This window comes from Siminovitchia fortis (assembly GCF_007681465.1).
GTDB classification, from domain to species: Bacteria; Bacillota; Bacilli; order Bacillales; family Bacillaceae_C; genus Siminovitchia; species Siminovitchia fortis.
The window spans coordinates 1-17514 of sequence record NZ_VEKZ01000070.1; the positions used below are offsets into that span (position 1 = coordinate 1).

At 41.7% G+C, this 17514-nt stretch carries 13 protein-coding genes, 10 tRNA genes and 1 CRISPR repeat array; of the genes, 2 read left to right on the forward strand and 21 right to left on the reverse strand.

Features of this window, described 5'->3' with window-relative positions; all coding sequences use genetic code 11:
- Positions 1-101: 101 nt before the first annotated feature.
- A CRISPR array of direct repeats spans positions 102-3106; the repeat unit is 36 nt; unit sequence GCCATAATTCCCCTGTAAATCTTGATGTGATATGAT.
- Between the two features lie 151 nt (positions 3107-3257).
- Genes cas2 through cas9 form a run of 3 tightly spaced genes read right to left on the reverse strand, consistent with a single transcriptional unit; the run spans position 3258 to position 7693 of the window.
- Positions 3258-3566 carry a CRISPR-associated endonuclease Cas2 gene (gene cas2, locus FS666_RS16980; protein ID WP_120075787.1) on the reverse strand — a complete coding sequence of 103 codons (309 nt, stop codon included), beginning with the start codon at positions 3564-3566 and terminating at the stop codon, positions 3258-3260.
- A gap of 4 nt (positions 3567-3570) precedes the next feature.
- Positions 3571-4473, reverse strand: a complete 903-nt coding sequence (gene cas1 / locus FS666_RS16985) for a type II CRISPR-associated endonuclease Cas1 (protein ID WP_120075785.1) — start codon at positions 4471-4473, stop codon at positions 3571-3573.
- Positions 4463-7693, reverse strand: a complete 3231-nt coding sequence (cas9, locus tag FS666_RS16990) for a type II CRISPR RNA-guided endonuclease Cas9 (protein WP_144463498.1) — start codon at positions 7691-7693, stop codon at positions 4463-4465. Before cas9 ends, cas1 begins: the two co-directional genes overlap by 11 nt.
- Before the next feature lie 386 nt (positions 7694-8079).
- On the opposite strand from cas9, the gene FS666_RS16995 reads away from it, so the two are divergent.
- Positions 8080-9408, forward strand: coding sequence for a Na+/H+ antiporter family protein (locus tag FS666_RS16995; protein WP_120075969.1), 1329 nt, complete (start codon positions 8080-8082; stop codon positions 9406-9408).
- Between the two features lie 132 nt (positions 9409-9540).
- On the forward strand, positions 9541-10737 hold the full coding sequence (locus FS666_RS17000; RefSeq protein ID WP_144463500.1) for an MFS transporter: 1197 nt from the start codon (positions 9541-9543) through the stop codon (positions 10735-10737).
- A 192-nt stretch (positions 10738-10929) separates the two neighbouring features.
- Here the strand turns inward: FS666_RS17000 and FS666_RS17005 are convergent, their stop codons facing one another.
- The 18 genes from FS666_RS17005 to FS666_RS17090 all read right to left on the reverse strand — a co-directional run bounded on the left by FS666_RS17005 (position 10930) and on the right by FS666_RS17090 (position 17439).
- On the reverse strand, positions 10930-11706 hold the full coding sequence (locus FS666_RS17005) for a sulfite exporter TauE/SafE family protein (RefSeq protein ID WP_144463497.1): 777 nt from the start codon (positions 11704-11706) through the stop codon (positions 10930-10932).
- A 106-nt stretch (positions 11707-11812) separates the two neighbouring features.
- Positions 11813-12040 carry a sulfurtransferase TusA family protein gene (locus FS666_RS17010; protein WP_144463496.1) on the reverse strand — a complete coding sequence of 76 codons (228 nt, stop codon included), beginning with the start codon at positions 12038-12040 and terminating at the stop codon, positions 11813-11815.
- A 173-nt stretch (positions 12041-12213) separates the two neighbouring features.
- Positions 12214-13341 (reverse strand): MBL fold metallo-hydrolase, encoded by a 1128-nt coding sequence (locus tag FS666_RS17015; RefSeq protein ID WP_144463495.1) that lies wholly within the window; start codon positions 13339-13341, stop codon positions 12214-12216.
- Between the two features lie 104 nt (positions 13342-13445).
- A complete protein-coding gene (locus tag FS666_RS17020; RefSeq protein WP_144463499.1) occupies positions 13446-13679 on the reverse strand; it encodes a glutaredoxin family protein in 234 nt (77 codons plus the stop codon).
- A complete protein-coding gene (locus FS666_RS17025; protein WP_144463494.1) occupies positions 13676-14266 on the reverse strand; it encodes a sulfurtransferase TusA family protein in 591 nt (196 codons plus the stop codon). The genes FS666_RS17020 and FS666_RS17025 overlap by 4 nt, the downstream gene beginning before the upstream one ends.
- A gap of 204 nt (positions 14267-14470) precedes the next feature.
- Positions 14471-14950, reverse strand: coding sequence for a DsrE/DsrF/DrsH-like family protein (locus FS666_RS17030; RefSeq protein WP_144463493.1), 480 nt, complete (start codon positions 14948-14950; stop codon positions 14471-14473).
- A gap of 115 nt (positions 14951-15065) precedes the next feature.
- Positions 15066-15329 (reverse strand): metal-sensitive transcriptional regulator, encoded by a 264-nt coding sequence (locus FS666_RS17035; RefSeq protein ID WP_144463492.1) that lies wholly within the window; start codon positions 15327-15329, stop codon positions 15066-15068.
- A 495-nt stretch (positions 15330-15824) separates the two neighbouring features.
- Positions 15825-16400, reverse strand: coding sequence for a DUF6241 domain-containing protein (locus FS666_RS17040; protein WP_144463491.1), 576 nt, complete (start codon positions 16398-16400; stop codon positions 15825-15827).
- Positions 16401-16529: 129 nt separating this feature from the next.
- Positions 16530-16613, reverse strand: a tRNA-Leu gene (locus FS666_RS17045).
- A gap of 13 nt (positions 16614-16626) precedes the next feature.
- Positions 16627-16700 (reverse strand) — tRNA-Cys (locus tag FS666_RS17050).
- A 7-nt stretch (positions 16701-16707) separates the two neighbouring features.
- Positions 16708-16782, reverse strand: a tRNA-Gly gene (locus FS666_RS17055).
- A 3-nt stretch (positions 16783-16785) separates the two neighbouring features.
- Positions 16786-16857, reverse strand: a tRNA-Gln gene (locus tag FS666_RS17060).
- A 31-nt stretch (positions 16858-16888) separates the two neighbouring features.
- Positions 16889-16963 (reverse strand) — tRNA-His (locus FS666_RS17065).
- A gap of 6 nt (positions 16964-16969) precedes the next feature.
- Positions 16970-17043: transfer RNA gene (locus FS666_RS17070), tRNA-Trp, on the reverse strand.
- A 6-nt stretch (positions 17044-17049) separates the two neighbouring features.
- Positions 17050-17134: transfer RNA gene (locus FS666_RS17075), tRNA-Tyr, on the reverse strand.
- Between the two features lie 17 nt (positions 17135-17151).
- A tRNA-Phe gene (locus FS666_RS17080) sits at positions 17152-17227 on the reverse strand.
- 37 nt (positions 17228-17264) lie between these two features.
- Positions 17265-17340: transfer RNA gene (locus FS666_RS17085), tRNA-Asp, on the reverse strand.
- Positions 17341-17365: 25 nt separating this feature from the next.
- Positions 17366-17439: transfer RNA gene (locus tag FS666_RS17090), tRNA-Met, on the reverse strand.
- Positions 17440-17514 lie beyond the last annotated feature (75 nt).

Sequence of the window (17514 nt, forward strand, 5' to 3'; positions counted from 1 at the left end):
TTCAGGTTTTTCACCGGAGTTAATTTGAAATTAGGTGTCTGAAATAATGTGCTAGTTTACAGTGATATGATTAATGCATCCACAATTGCGCTTGGTGATTAGCCATAATTCCCCTGTAAATCTTGATGTGATATGATCTGCCGACAATGCTACGGATACCTGCGATAGCCATAATTCCCCTGTAAATCTTGATGTGATATGATCGGCTTCATGCCCGTTTGCTCGTAATAGGAGCCATAATTCCCCTGTAAATCTTGATGTGATATGATGGAGGCCCTTTACAATGAAAAAACTACTCTGCCATAATTCCCCTGTAAATCTTGATGTGATATGATTAGGGAACTTGAGCAATACGAGGCGGAACTGCCATAATTCCCCTGTAAATCTTGATGTGATATGATACGATTTCTTTATCGGATTCCCACGGCGGAGCCATAATTCCCCTGTAAATCTTGATGTGATATGATCATTAATCTTTGCTTTTCTTCCGGTGTTTTGCCATAATTCCCCTGTAAATCTTGATGTGATATGATAATGCTAGTTATGTAACAACAGGTTTGTTAGCCATAATTCCCCTGTAAATCTTGATGTGATATGATTTAGGCGGGAAGTTAGCGAGGTCATTAGAGGCCATAATTCCCCTGTAAATCTTGATGTGATATGATGATAGCCTTTCTCATATTCGTGTTTTTCTGGCCATAATTCCCCTGTAAATCTTGATGTGATATGATCGGTTTTCAAACGGTACACCGGTGTACCAAGCCATAATTCCCCTGTAAATCTTGATGTGATATGATCCTCTTGCGAATGTTCATCGGTCCAGTCCTGCCATAATTCCCCTGTAAATCTTGATGTGATATGATGCAATTATGCTTAACACGGTTAAATTGCGCGCCATAATTCCCCTGTAAATCTTGATGTGATATGATAAAAAATCCTTCGCAAGATGCTAGAGCTTTGCCATAATTCCCCTGTAAATCTTGATGTGATATGATGGAAAGAGGATCAGAAGGACAAAAACTGTCGCCATAATTCCCCTGTAAATCTTGATGTGATATGATTACTTTAATCGACCAAATCGCGCAGGTAATGCCATAATTCCCCTGTAAATCTTGATGTGATATGATCTTTCGTGGGGTTACAATCTCGCAGAATTAGCCATAATTCCCCTGTAAATCTTGATGTGATATGATCGAAGCTAAGACGGTTAGGTGCGCTCATGTGCCATAATTCCCCTGTAAATCTTGATGTGATATGATTGGCACGATGTCACATATCACACGATAGAAGCCATAATTCCCCTGTAAATCTTGATGTGATATGATATCATGTTGTATCGTTCTCCATCCGAAACCGCCATAATTCCCCTGTAAATCTTGATGTGATATGATGTATAACTCGTTAACTCTTTCGTTGCAATAGCCATAATTCCCCTGTAAATCTTGATGTGATATGATAATCAGTCGGAACAAACATCGTAAAAGATGGCCATAATTCCCCTGTAAATCTTGATGTGATATGATCTCCTTTAGTTCCTGGAGCATAAAGGTAGGGCCATAATTCCCCTGTAAATCTTGATGTGATATGATGCGCGCTTTAAAGAATACCGCCCCGACTAAGCCATAATTCCCCTGTAAATCTTGATGTGATATGATCCTCCTTCGGGAAATAGTCCCTTCACCCCTGCCATAATTCCCCTGTAAATCTTGATGTGATATGATTAATACGAAGGTGGAAGCGAAAGGATTAGGGCCATAATTCCCCTGTAAATCTTGATGTGATATGATTAATACGAAGGTGGAAGCGAAAGGATTAGGGCCATAATTCCCCTGTAAATCTTGATGTGATATGATATGCTGGATGAATTCGTGATCACGAAAAACGCCATAATTCCCCTGTAAATCTTGATGTGATATGATAATGTAAAAGGCATCTATTTAACGACTGGGGCCATAATTCCCCTGTAAATCTTGATGTGATATGATCCGCTTTTGACACGTGTCGTCCAACCATAAGCCATAATTCCCCTGTAAATCTTGATGTGATATGATGGATATTCGATGAAATCCATGAGTACAAGGGCCATAATTCCCCTGTAAATCTTGATGTGATATGATTGCGGATTGGCTGAATGGTCTATCATGGATGCCATAATTCCCCTGTAAATCTTGATGTGATATGATAGGCGGATTGGAATATTCCTATTATCGAGTGCCATAATTCCCCTGTAAATCTTGATGTGATATGATAATTGCAGGTGGGAAAGCTGGATTGACAGCGCCATAATTCCCCTGTAAATCTTGATGTGATATGATACAAGGGACAGGGAATGGTTTTATGAGGTGGCCATAATTCCCCTGTAAATCTTGATGTGATATGATCCAATCCCACAAGGTGCGCCTGCCCTCGTTGCCATAATTCCCCTGTAAATCTTGATGTGATATGATTGCAAGATAATCCATATCATAATTTTTTGCGCCATAATTCCCCTGTAAATCTTGATGTGATATGATGAAAAAGAAAGTGGATCCACGTGAAGCTGGGCCATAATTCCCCTGTAAATCTTGATGTGATATGATGGAACTTTCGGATTGAAGGTAAACCAGCGGGCCATAATTCCCCTGTAAATCTTGATGTGATATGATGAAAATAGAATATGGGTATAAACTTTTTACGCCATAATTCCCCTGTAAATCTTGATGTGATATGATCATTCATATCAATAATGATCTCAATGAAACGCCATAATTCCCCTGTAAATCTTGATGTGATATGATAAGAAGAGAAAGAGATTGTCCTACCCAGTGGCCATAATTCCCCTGTAAATCTTGATGTGATATGATTTGAGAGCATCCAGGGAGATGATCTTGAAAGCCATAATTCCCCTGTAAATCTTGATGTGATATGATTCCAGCAGTGGTATTAAAACAGCGTGGACAGCCATAATTCCCCTGTAAATCTTGATGTGATATGATAGAGGATCCGAAGTTCCTATTAGGAAACTGGCCATAATTCCCCTGTAAATCTTGATGTGATATGATTTGGTTGCAACGATGTAAACAAAAAGAGGGCCATAATTCCCCTGTAAATCTTGATGTGATATGATACATGGCCGCAAAACCCTTGATTCCTCCCCGTTTCAGGGGTTTTGTATTTCCAAAAAAGAAGGATTTATCCCTGGGATTTATCCGCTTTGTTTTATTTTTTATAGAAATAACTGTAAAAAAAATACCTGCAAAATAAATTGCAAGTACTCTTTAAAAGAAATCTACTTTTTTAACACCGAGTTCTTCTTCTGCTGTCGTTGTACCCAATAAAATCTCCATATTGGCAAATTGTTTCTCCGTTATTTTCATTGCTCGGATGGCCCCATTAACAGGGGGGAGATTCTCCTGCAATCTCTTCATATGTTTACGGACCGCATCCTCCCCATTGCAAATTCTTGTGTATACTGAATATTGAAGCATTGTATATCCGTCATTCAATAAAAACTTACGGAAACGAGAGTAGGCTTTTCTTTCCTTCGGAAGTACTACCGGCAAATCAAAGAAAACGATAATCCTCATGTATCTACTCATATGTATGTACGTTTAAATTGGTTAATTCTGGAAGTACTAATAGATTTGCATCCTGCTGCCGGCATGCAGATACAAAACTTTTGATCATATTGTCCACTCCATGGGTTACATTTAGCCTTTCGTTTTTCCATGTCGCTTCAATTTCCAACACTTCAAATAATTTCTTTCTTATCTCTGAAGACCATTCTGATTCTTCCTTCACATTATTAACTATGATCACATCAACAAATGGGCGCAACACTTCCATGAAATCATCAGCCAAATTGAAGGCATTCGTCTGGCTGTCGTGAAAAATCCCTATGCTAGGGGTAAATCCGTACCTTACAAGCGCTCTGGCAACCAGTGAACGAATAATACTATAACCGTAATTCAAAGAGATGTTATACACATTGTTCTCTCTTCGTTGAAAACCTGCACCAAAAAGCGTTTCAAAATAAAGTTTTGCGCCATACGCTTCTCTATTTGTTCGGTCGCCGGATTCAACACTCCGGCTGATAGAATATAATTTTTGAGACTCTTCACCTTTATGAACCAATTCAAGGCAACGTGCCTGATTTTCAAGCTTTCTGATAACAATTTTTTGCCATATCCGCTTTTTAAAAGGCTTCCCTAAAAATAGTTGCATATCCAATGCTTGCTTCTGCCTAGAATGCCGATGAAACGGTTGAACTATTCCACTCGGCATCCGTTTTCCGTCACAGACAATGAGTTCGACATGATATTCCGTACATTTGCTTAATAACCCATTCGTAATCGTGATAGCAGGATCTTCAAGCGTTATGGTCACAATATCCTCCAAAGGGATTTTGATAGATTCTTCCTGTTTAATTACTAATTGTTCATGGGATGTTGAGATCTTTGCCGGATTCCTGATTACAATATGCCTATACGCCATAACGCTTTTCCTTTTGTACTTTTGTCAAATTACCTAGAGGATCAGTCTGGTATTTCTCAATCAATAATAAATTTTTAGAACCGATCCTATCGAGGAAGCTGTTCATATGATCAATCAATGATATTGCAGCAGTACGTGAGTCTACTCCCTTATAATAGAATAAACCTTCAGTCCATCTAATGTTTGTTTTATTCCATGTCCTAGATTCTTTTTCCCTTGGCATTACTACTCTAATAACATCATTTGGAAATAGATTAAACAAAAATTCATACTCATCATTTACCACTGTCCATTCATTATATGGCTTGTTGGCAGTAATAAACCTCTCAGGCACTCTCTTTGCCATCACATCACTTACATACACAGGAGCCAAATAATATTTGCCGTTCTCCTTATGCCTGAAAACTTCAGTCCGTGCAATGCTTGCGTGGTCTGCAACTGTTTTATCATCCAAATGGAACACCTGGTTAGCTGTGGTTTCTAATTTAACACTCCGGATAATCGGTGCTTTCTCCGGATTCTTCGATGGCTTATATAAAGGTGTGCTGAATGCTTTGGCAGCATCCCCGTATTCCAAAAACCTTTCTTTAATTGCCTGATATGTTTTAGGATCAGACCCTTTTCCATACATTGGAAAGTCTCCATTTTTATCAAATTTAATGTCTTGCAACGGATATTTTTTCACCAAAAGGTTTAACCCTTTTTCCGTATAGCCCCGATGTCTCCTGATAGATTCCTCATGAATTTGTCCCTTGACCGATCTCTTCGGCATTCTGGAGACAAAGATGGGTTTGACTCTGTTGATAAAATCGTTGTCATAGCTGTCCAGGGACAGGCTCTCCAATGCCAACTTAAGAGTTTCAGGGTCTTGCAGCATTCTCGCTTCCACTTCTTTTGTAAAACCTTCCCAAGGCTCCGGGAAACGCTCTCCTTTGCGCTTGAGAAGTTGCGAGGCATGCAATTCACTATGTTTAAAATAATTGCTCACACGATGCCTGAAAGGAAGACTTACTGCTACCAGTACTGCATCCAATGCATGATGCAAATCATTTTCTTCACGATTTTTGTTGAATCCCCATCTTTTCCTCATTAAGGATGTATATGCCCCATTAACCGTAAAAACATATTGTTTCCTTCCTTTTTCTTCCCGGAATTTCAAATTATCCTCGATAAAGCCTTTCAGGAATCTAGTAATATATCGAGTATCATTCAAATGCCTTGTCTTGAACTGTTCTGCCTGTTCGTCGTCAAAGTTCTGTTTTAACAACAAATCCTTTTTCTTTTTCCGGACCTTTAATGAATTGACGTATGAGATGAACTGATCCCATCTGACTGCATCACTTCCAAACCATTCATATGGCGTCCTGTTTTGCTTGTTTTGATTCTCTTTTGTCAAAACCAATACTTTATTGGCATTGCTGTCATCAAAGCTGCGGCTGTAGGGGATAATGTGATCGACTTCTGCAAATCCATAATCAAAAAGATGCTCCATCGGAATGGGATAAAGCGAATAGGCACAGCGGCCATCCTGTTCTTCCCAGAGCTTATATTTTAAAATATCGTGCCCTCTCGGATCACTGATTTCCGGATGGAGCTCCTGAATGCGGCTTTTGGCCTTTTCATTAATTGTTCGATTCTTATTGTATTGCTTTTCAATTTCCCGTCTTTCGTTATAATGCCTTCCCATTTCCCTGGCCATCTCTATATAGATAGCCGATGGGGAACCATATCGTTTAATAATCGCACTCAATACCTTCCGAGTCTGGGATAGTGAGCGGATGACAACCGGATTTGCAATATCATTTGCAGGAATGACCGGCAGCAATTTCTGTTTTTCTTTTCCTACTTTCTGGTTAAAGTTATAACCCGCCTTTTCACAAGCTTCATGATAAAGAAGCCCTTCTTCCAAATAAGGAATGATTTTATTCAGCGCTTTCAATGATAGATGCCCGAATTTGGAAAATGACAGATTTAATAGCTCATTAATAAGCGGATTACTGTACGTTCTATTTGCCATGTTCCTAATTCGCTTCCCATCATTGGTCACTAAATCATTTAGCAGATAATCACGAGTATCGTTATCATCTTTATAAACCGTGACAGCATAGGCGATTGTATCATAGTCAATTGGCCGATATGACTCTGCCAACGTCTTGCCTTCCACTTCTTTAATAATCTTTTTTATTTCGTAATACCCGTCAAGTGAGATAAATTTCCTGTTTTCGTTCTTTTCGTTCGTCTCGCCCGGATCATAAAATAGTTCATTGAAACGCTCGTTATCTTCTAATTGCAGTATTTTTCGAAGATCCTTATACTTCATTTCTTTTTTGTTCATTATACTTTCCAAAACATTGTTTCGTTCCTCATCGGAGAGTGCCCGCTGAGGATTTCTGTCAGAAATAATCCTGAGGCGGTTAATCTTATCCAACGCCCGAAATTTCTCAAAAGTATAGGAAAACTTAGGAGCTCGTTTTTCATTTTCTTCGAATGTACAATTTCCAATTCGCTTGGCGATATCGTCTTGTGTAGAGAAAGGCCTTTGTGAGCTCCAAATATTGATGTATGCTTCTTCATTTTCCGTTGTTGCAAAGCTATGTCCAAATGCGCGCTGCTGCTTGAATACCTCTCTTATTTCTTTTTCAATTTCACTCCTCGCCAAAACGTGGGAATACTCTCCACCTTTGTTACGTTTCAGGCCATTGAACTTTTCATCCAAAATAAGCATTTCAGCAACAGTACGATAACCTTTTCCTTCCATTAATAAAGCATTTGCTCTGACAGCTTTTAATAAAGCCCCGCCTTCACCTTCGTTTGTCTCGCTTTTACGATTGGACTTAAATCCCCTATTTTTTGCATAGTGGATTAAAACCCTGGCAAATTCCCGGTCAGTCAGCTTCCTTTCCAATGCATTTACTCTTATTAGCCAAATGTCCAAGTCGCCATCTTGCCAGTCAAAAAGCTGATCGGCTTCCACTTCGGATAACAGACCCGATTGAATAATTAATTTACGAACACGGCTGACACGGTAGCGACGTCTCCTTAACCTTCTTCTCATTGACCTGGCCTCACGCCGCGGTGCTGCAAGTGATGATCCGTTTTTAGGATTTTCTGCAGCATCGAACATTCTTGTTCCAAGGTCCTCGATCCGATTCTTATCCAAATTAATAACAGCCCATCCTACCGAAGATATCCCAATATCCAGCCCTATGCTATATCTCATAGAATCACCTTATTTATGTATATTTGGTACAAAGTACCTGTTTTAGGTATAAAAAAAATGACTAAATCCCATTAGTCATTGATGTTGTGGGGAACCCTGCAAAATTTGCAGGGCTAGGCGATCCCCAACGCCACGGCTTAATGCCTTACCATAATAACTTACCTGTAAACCTTGATGTGATATGATTACATCGACCTTCCCCTAGGTCGATGTAACTATAATAACATAATTATAATTTTTGTCAATATAATCTAATTTTTTAGTTTCATTTTATCTGCAAACTAGACCGCCCGCAAAACTAATCCTTTCTGCAATTCACCGTTGACATTTTCACCAGTCAAATGGATGATAGAGTATGGAATTAAATAATAGAAAGAGGTTAACTCATGCTGACTAATGCTGTTATCATCAGTGTAATTGTTATGGTTGCATTAAGCCTTCTTCGCGTGAATGTCTTATTTGCAATCCTCATCTCCTCCCTGACTGCGGGCCTCGTATCAGGAATGAATTTCTCTGATTCTGTGAATCTGATGGTTTCGGGAATGGGCGGCCAAGCCAACACAGCACTCAGCTATATTTTGCTCGGGATTTTTGCTGTCATGATCGGCCTATCAGGCATAACGACACTTTTGGTCAATCAAATGCTGAAAATCTTTACAGGAAAAAAAACGATGCTTGCACTGGCGATTGCGGGAATTGCCTGTTTATCACAAAATGCCGTTCCTGTTCACATCGCATTTATCCCTATTTTAATCCCGCCGCTTCTAGGATTGTTTGACCGCCTTAAATTGGACAGGAGGGCTGTCGCTTCCGCATTAACATTTGGCTTGAAGGCTCCATACATCATGATTCCTGCCGGTTTCGGATTGATTTTCCACGGAATCATCCGCGATGAAATGATTTCCAACGGTATGAATATTTCATTGAGTGACGTAAATCTGTCCATGCTGATTCCCGGATCAGGCATGATTGTAGGCTTATTGATTGCCATTTTTATTTCCTACAGAAAAGATCGTGTCTCGAAACCGGCCATACAGACGCCTCCTGCGGAACTCGACATGGCTGAAGGCATTACGGACGAACCTGCTCCGGCTGCTTGGAAAATGGAGCATACCTTTACGATAATCGCTATCATTGCAGCCTTAGTCGTTCAATTAGTGTCTAAGTCTCTCGTTCTGGGCGCTTTGACGGGTATCATCCTTTTATTCATTACAAGAGTCGTTAAATTTCATGATGGAGATAAAGTTGTCCAAGAAGGTATCGGCATGATGGGAATGATTGCGTTTGTTATGCTCGTAGCTTCCGGTTATGCAACTGTCTTGAAGGAAACGGGTTCTGTAACTGAGCTTGTGGAGAATACGACAGGCCTTGTAGGGAACTCTCCAATGCTGCTTGCTTTTTTCATGCTGCTCGTCGGATTGATCATTACAATGGGAATCGGATCGTCCTTCGGTACAATCCCGATTCTGGCAGCCCTTTATGTACCGCTTTGTGCAGCTGCCGGCCTTTCCCCGCTTGCAACGGCTGCCTTGATCGGAACGGCCGGGGCGCTCGGTGATGCGGGGTCCCCTGCCTCCGACAGCACGCTCGGTCCGACTGCAGGATTGAATGCCGACGGACGCCACCATCATATTTGGGACACTTGCGTACCAACATTCCTTCATTATAATATTCCGCTTTTCATATTCGGAATGATTGCAGCTTTCGTATTATAAGTTACTGGCCGCCGGGCAAACCGGCGGCTGTTTTATTTTAAAAAATTTAGAAAAGCTTATTGACTTTTTCCTCCGTGTATTGTTACATTAAGAAGCTATGTTTTTATTAGAAAAAGAAAAGAGGGGATTATGGTGCAGCCTGATCAAAAAAGAAAATTGTTTGTTTTGATGGTCAACATGTTTATTGCTATTGGGAGTTTCGGGATCATCATTCCGATTATGCCTGCCTATTTAGTGTCCATCGGCCAAGGTGGAACGGCTGCCGGGCTGATGATTGCCATTTTTGCAGGCGCGCAATTCATCATGTCCCCGATTGCAGGTAAATGGACCGACCAATACGGAAGGAGAAAAATGATCATTTATGGATTGAGCGGATTGGCACTTTCCATGTTCATCTTTTATTTTTCCAATTCGGTTGGTATCTTATATTTTTCGCGCGTTATCGGAGGAATTGGGGCCGCCCTGTTGATTCCGGCCATATTCGCTTATGTAGCTGATATCACCACCCTCGAGCAGCGTGCAAAAGGAAACAGCTATATCTCAGCTGCGATGTCACTTGGTATTGTGATCGGTCCCGGTGTCGGGGGTTTTTTAGCGGACTACGGGCTGAAAATGCCGCTTCTTGTATCCGCGATTGTGAGTGTGGCGGCTGTTGTTTTTTCTATTATTGTACTAAAAGAAAGTAAAGATGATGGAACGACAATCGATGGGGTCGCGGACGATCCCATGGTTAAAAAACTGGTGCAGTCTGTCCACAAACCCTATTTTATTCCGCTGATCATCGTACTTGTCATGAGCTTCGGGCTGATGGCTTATGAATCGATTATCGGTCTTTATCTTGATAATGCTTTTAAAGCGACACCGCAGGAAATAGCGGTCATGGTAACTGTTTCAGGCATTATCAGCGTCATCGTGCAGCTTTTTGTGGTCGATCGCCTTGTTTCCCGTTTAGGCGAAGGTAAAGTGATGAATATTTTCTTGGGGGTTTCGGCTGCCGGATTTTTATTTTCTATATTCGCTTCAAGCTATGTACTCTTTTTTATCGTTACATTGATTATTTTCATGGCAACTTCTATTCTAAGACCAGTCCTGAACACCCTTATTTCCAAACTGGCCGGGGATGAACAGGGATTCGCCATGGGCATGAACAATTCCTATATGAGTATCGGGAATGTTCTTGGACCGCTTAGTGCAGGCATGATGTATGATATCCACATGATTTATCCGTTTTTGCTTGGTTTAATTGTTCTCATTTTGACGTTATTTGTTTCATCGGCTTGGCAGAAGAGACAGAAATTGACGAAAAAAGCTTCTCCGCTTTTCAAGTAGCACTAAGCTGAAATTGCTGGGTTTTCTAGTTATTTCGGCTTATTTTTATTTCCAACCCTTGCCGTGAAAAGGTATCCGGCACTTAAAAAATCAAGAGTGGCTCCGCAGCCGGTCGAACCTGAGTGTGAAAATAGGATAATTCAATAATAGTTTAAAAGCCCGCGAAATCAGCGGGCTTTTTATATGAAAAAGTCAAATGATATCGAACCATATTTTAACAGCCGTAGCAAATATCAATATAGCTAGAATGATTTGCAATATTTTTGTGTTCATTTTCTTTCCTGCCATTGCCCCGAGCGGCGAAGCGATCAGGCTTGCGACAATCATGATCAATGCCGGGTAATAGTCCACCTGTCCTGTGGTGAGCTTCCCTACCGTTGTTCCAATGGAGGATATAAAGGTAATGGCCAAAGACGAGGCGATGGTCATGCGTGTTGGAATTTTTAATACGACAAGCATGATGGGCACTAACAAAAATGCGCCGGCTGCCCCTACAATCCCGGCTCCCAAACCGACAATGAAAGCAAGAAGGGCTGCAAGCCATTTATTAAATCCCACCTGGTCAAAAGGGATATCATCAGTTCCTTTTTTAGGAACAAACATCATAACCGCAGCTATCAATGCCAAAATCCTATATATTAAGTTAATTCCGCCCTCTGACATTAGCCTAGAGCCATAACCCCCGATAAAACTTCCAATTAAAATGCTGATTCCCATATATCCAATTAATGTTTTATTTAAATAGCCGCCTTTCCGATAAGCCCATACGCCGCCGATTGTCGCAAAAAAGACCTGAACGGCGCTGATCCCGGAAACTTCATGGGCACTGAATGCCGCTAATCCAAATAAAGGAGGGATATATAAAAGCATTGGATATTTAATGATGGACCCGCCTATTCCGAGCATGCCTGAAACATACGATCCGATAAAGCCAATTAAAAAGATGACTATGATAAACGTAAAATCCATCGCTTAACCCCCTTTGGAAATGTACATGCCTGACCTCTTAAATGTCATCCCAGCAAAAAAGGTATCTATTATCTTGAAAAGGGAACCAAACCGGTTCCCTTTATTATCAGGCTTTTTTAATCCAAAATTTAAATACTCCATTTTCTTCTTCATCTTTCAACATTTCGTTCCCTGTGGATTTTGCCCATGCAGTCAAGTCACTTTTTGACCCTTTGTCAGTTGCATGGATCTCCAGAATTTGGCCGGACTCCAACTCATTGATCGCCTTTTTTGCCCTTACGATAGGCATAGGGCATGCCAATCCTTTTGCATCTAAAAGTTTGGTTACTTCCATTGTTATTCCTCCTATTAAATTTATCCCGCATTAACGGGCAGTAAGACTCCCACCTCAAAACTTTAGATGAATCGGAGTAGTTTAGGTGGGAGATCAACTGCCCGTAAAAGCCCGATTCGTTCAACTAACTCTCAATGGGGATGAAGAAAACCCCCACTGATTGAAGTTTCACTTTATCTTACCGCACAGCGATTTGGACCAATTTCCATTTCTCGTTGTTTTTCCAGATCGGGATTGATTTTCCCCATATTAGTTTCACGTATTTCCTGATAAGCATTTGGCTGAGGCGGCAGGTTTTCAGTTACCAGCTTCCTGAACTCCTCTTCACTTTCAATGTTTAATCCGTGGTTTTCAGCAAAAAGGGTTCCTAATTTTTCAGAAACGCTGCCGTCCTCGTTCAATTCATCTATAATCATAAAATGGGCTGGTAGGACAATAAGGCCTTCCGACAGTTTTTTATAGCGGGAATACAATGTCTCCCGAAGGTCGCCCACCCAATCCTCTGCCAACCCGGCAAGATCCGGCCTTCCAATCGAATCCACAAACAGGATGTCTCCTGATAGCAGATATTTCTCATCTACGATAAAAGACGTGGAGCCAATCGTATGTCCAGGCGAATACAGGGCGTAGATATCAATGGCCGTATTGCCGATGGTGATGATGTTGCCGTCTTTCAATGGTTGATAGGCATATGTCACTTCCCCCGCATCCTTCGGAGGCAGCCAGTACAATGCATTCGTCTGCTCCGCAATCATTCTTCCGCCTGAAATATGGTCAGCATGAAGATGAGTATCAAGAACGTGAGTGATGTTTGCATTTTTACTTAGCGCAAATTCAGTAAAAACATCTGCCATACGGGTTGCATCGATCACCGCTGCTTCCCCGCCGGAAATGACCATGTATGACAAGCAGCCTTTTCCAATCCGGACAAATTGGTAAATTTCGCCCCCGTCTTTCAAGTCTCCTATTTTCACCGGTTCCAAATGTTCACTCCATGTTTTCATACCGCCTTCAAGGTATGAGACATCCAACCCCTGTTCTGAGAGCATTTCAGCAACCATCACAGATGAGCCTTCTTTTGCACAGACAACGAGCACTTCTTTATCGTTAGGAATTTTATCTAAAATTTCTTCCACTCCATCAAGAAGCTCGAAGTAAGGGATATTTAAATACTCCACATTTTTACCTTCAATTTTCCAGTCTTGAAAGTCACTTTCGTTCCGGACATCGAGTATGAACAGATTTTCATTGTGGATGATTTTGTTCGTTACTTCCTTGGATGTCATTGCAGATATCGCCATTCTTCTACCCCCCTAGGTATTATCGAAATCAAAATTTTTTTTGCATAGCTGCCAGGGGACAGTCCCCCGACACGGTAAAGTACTAAAGGATGCCTGACCCTCTATTATTTATGCAAAGCCTCCATAATGCTTTGCGGATCAAATCCGATGATCCATTGACCGTTGATTTCAGTTTGCGGAACGCCCATTTGTCCAGTCGTCTGAATCAATTTTTTCATTTTTTCAGGATCTCTTTCAACATTCACTTCATTAAACACTATTTCCTTTTCCTCTAAAAAATTCTTCAACATGACGCAATATGGACATCTTGTTGTTGTATAAACTGTAACTGCCATTATTGTTGGCCTCCTTTTTGATGAATACCTTCGGTATCCCCGGTCCATTCACTCATTCCGGGAATGACGTTGAAGACTTTTTCAAATCCCTTTTTCTTCAACTTTTGCGCAGCCATATCGCTTCGGTTTCCTGTACGGCACACAACGAAAATTTGCTGATCTTTCCCTATTTCATCAGCTCTTTCATCCAATTCGCCCATCGGGATGCAGACAGCGCCTGGTATATGGCTGAATATATATTCAGCTGCCTCTCTTACATCTAGAATAACAATATTTGGGTCTGATTTGATTTTCTCTTTCAGCTCATCGTTATTGACTACATGAGGATACTTTTTCCCGCCTGCTTCATCATTGGAAGACTCTCTGAGAAAATGCTTCAACACGCCCCCTTCTTCCAACGTACCCAAGTAGTGATGCCTTGAGCTTTCGGCCCAAGCTTTGATATCTGCTTTTGAGCCCTTATCAGTGGCCTGGACTTCAAGAACTTTTCCGGGCTCCAATTCTTTCATTGCCTTCTTTGTTTTTACAATCGGCATTGGACATGATAGTCCCTTTGCATCCAGGATTATATCTGATTTGATGTTCCTCACAAATTTTTCCCCCTTTTTGATTTTTCAACTTTACCTTCCCAATCCGGCATTCCGCCGGCCATGTTTACCGCTTTATATCCCTGCTAGTTCACTCGCAGTCAGGTGCCTTATTCCTTTTGGAGGAAGCATTCTCCGAATGATGATCAAGACCAGCAATGCGAAAATGTTAATATTGATATTTTCCATCATTCTTCAAACCTTTTGTTAAATAAACAAGTTGACATGGCCTATTTCAGCATCGGCAAGATATGCGGCAACCCCTGCGTACTCAATTCCATCCAAAAGCTCCTCTTGCTTCAGTCCAAGAAGATCCATTGTCATGGTACAGGCGACTAGCTTGATGTCCTGTTCTTGAGCCATTTCGATTAACTGCGGAAGTGGGACGGTATTATGTTTTTTAATAATGTCTTTGATCATCCTGGGTCCTATACCGGCAAAGTTCATTTTGGATAATCCCATCCGGTCCGCACCTCTCGGCATCATTTTGCCAAACATCTTCTCCATGAACCCTTTATTAACTGGAATACTTTCCTCCTTGCGCAACGCGTTCAATCCCCAAAATGTGTGAAAGATCGTCACTTCATGATCGTAGGCCGCTGCTCCGTTGGCGATGATATATGCTGCCATCGCTTTGTCGTAATCCCCGCTGAACAGAACGATTGTTGTTTTTTTCCTCTCTGTCATCCTGTTTTCCCTCCCTATACCCATGCTGGTATTATTTGATTTAAAAAAATAGTTACCCTTACCCCTATGGGTATTGCGTTATTAAAAATAAAAGAGAATGTCAACCCTCTTTTATTTAACGACTTTTCACCAATAAATTCACTGCCTCTTTTACAAGTTGCTCCGTGCTTTCCTGTCCTGACTCATTAGCCTTTTGTACACATTCCACCAGATTCGCACTCACTACTACACCAATGGTTCTGTCGATTGCCGTCCGTGCGGCAGACAACTGGGTAATCACTTCTTTACAATCTTTATCCTCTTCCATCATTCTTAATATTCCTCTAAGCTGCCCTTCAATACGTTTGATTCTATTTTTCATGCGATCATCATAATTCATTTAAATTCCTCCTTTTATGGTTGGCTCTATTAAAAGAAGTCTTCTCATGATCGGGGATTTGGTAGCCAAGGATATGATATCCTTTCTTTTGCAAGTAGCGGATACCCATATTCCCCTCCAATCTGTTGGAAGGAATCACGTCAATTACTCACGACTAAAGGCGAGAGCTTGTAATTACCCGGCAGTAAGAGTGTTACATGTATATCATATACCCTAATGGGTATATTGTCAAGTTCGAAAAACCAGCTCCCATCTCCAGGCGCCATCGGCGAAAGGATCAAACCTGCAAGGAAGTTGATTCAGGAAGAATGTGCTCCTGCACTAAAGCTTATTCGGGGATGCAACTGTTCAGCTCGTCGCAAAGCTGCATGAAGCATAATCGGGGATGCTTCATGATGAAAGTCAGTTGCTTTGCTGTGGTGACTGAGGAACTCCCTCATCAAAATTTGTCTTGCGCTCGTCGTCTAAGGCTGTTCGTATTGCGCTTTCTTAGTATCATTTCGATTGTTTTGTTTCAAAAAAACGCTGAATATATTGCTGTTCTTGCACCCTGGTTTTTTCAGTGACTTCCCCGCCGTCATATTTTCCATACGGCCTTGAAGTAAGACTCAAAAGGAATTCCACTTCATCGGTAATGTTGTCAAAATTCCCTTCGAGCCACCTGTTTATAATACTTTCGTACGAAAAGGCCCCATTCTTTGTATTCCTTGAAATATCTATAGAATCAGCCTGTTGTTTAATATAATATATATTACCTTTCGTCATTTGAATTCGGCCAGTCGAATCAGGAGTAAACTTATCCCCTTCGATATTAACCTTTTGAAGGGACATTTCGACCATTCTCATGATCAGGGTCAATTCATCAGATATTTCCCCGATATCTTTTTGAGCTGCCATTCTTTCCTCATTAGTAGCTATATATTTAACCGGCGCTGTCATTTCCAGGCTGGATGCATCCTCTTTACTCGTAATGGCATCAGTTTGACTTTCGCTATTGGATGTGAAAGCAAAATAAACACCTAAAGGAATTGCTGCCAGTCCGGCAATGCTGAACGCGATATTCTTTTTCATGTATATTTCCCCCAATTTTACTTTATATCCCTCAGCAATTTCGGAAAAAGTAAGCTTTTCCCCCGAATATTTGTATGTCTCTTTGTGGCAAAGAAAAAGACTCTCAACCGATTGTTGAAAGTCTTATGATACCTGAGGTGGGATTCGAACCCACAAGCCCGTGAGGGCATTGGATTTTGAGTCCAACGTGTATGCCAGTTCCACCACTCAGGCATGGTATAAAAGATGGAGGCGGCAACCGGATTCGAACCGGTGGTAAGGGTGTTGCAGACCCGTGCCTTACCACTTGGCTATGCCGCCAAAATGTTGGAGCGGAAGACGGGGTTCGAACCCGCGACCCCCACCTTGGCAAGGTGGTGTTCTACCACTGAACTACTTCCGCATACTGGGCTAGCTGGATTCGAACCAACGAATGACGGAGTCAAAGTCCGTTGCCTTACCGCTTGGCTATAGCCCATTGATACAATATCATTATACTACAGATACAATGGGGCGACTAGTGGGAATCGAACCCACGATGTCGGAGCCACAATCCGATGCGTTGACCATTTCGCCATAGCCGCCGTGATTGGCAGGGGCAGTAGGAATCGAACCCACACTAGAGGTTTTGGAGACCTCTGTTCTACCGTTAAACTATGCCCCTGTAAAATGGTGGTGGGGGACGGATTCGAACCGCCGAACCCGGAGGGAGCGGATTTACAGTCCGCCGCGTTTAGCCACTTCGCTACCCCACCACAGCTAATATTTTAAATGGTGGCTCAGGACGGAATCGAACCGCCGACACAAGGATTTTCAGTCCTTTGCTCTACCGACTGAGCTACTGAGCCGTTTTTATTTGCCTTAAAGGGAAAGGCTTAATAGAAATGGCGGTCCCGACGGGAATCGAACCCGCGATCTCCTGCGTGACAGGCAGGCATGTTAACCGCTACACTACGGGACCTTTTTAAATTCATATTATATAAAGATTGCGGGGGCAGGATTTGAACCTGCGACCTTCGGGTTATGAGCCCGACGAGCTGCCAGACTGCTCCACCCCGCGATAATAAAATGGTGACCCCTACGGGATTCGAACCCGTGTTACCGCCGTGAAAGGGCGGTGTCTTAACCGCTTGAC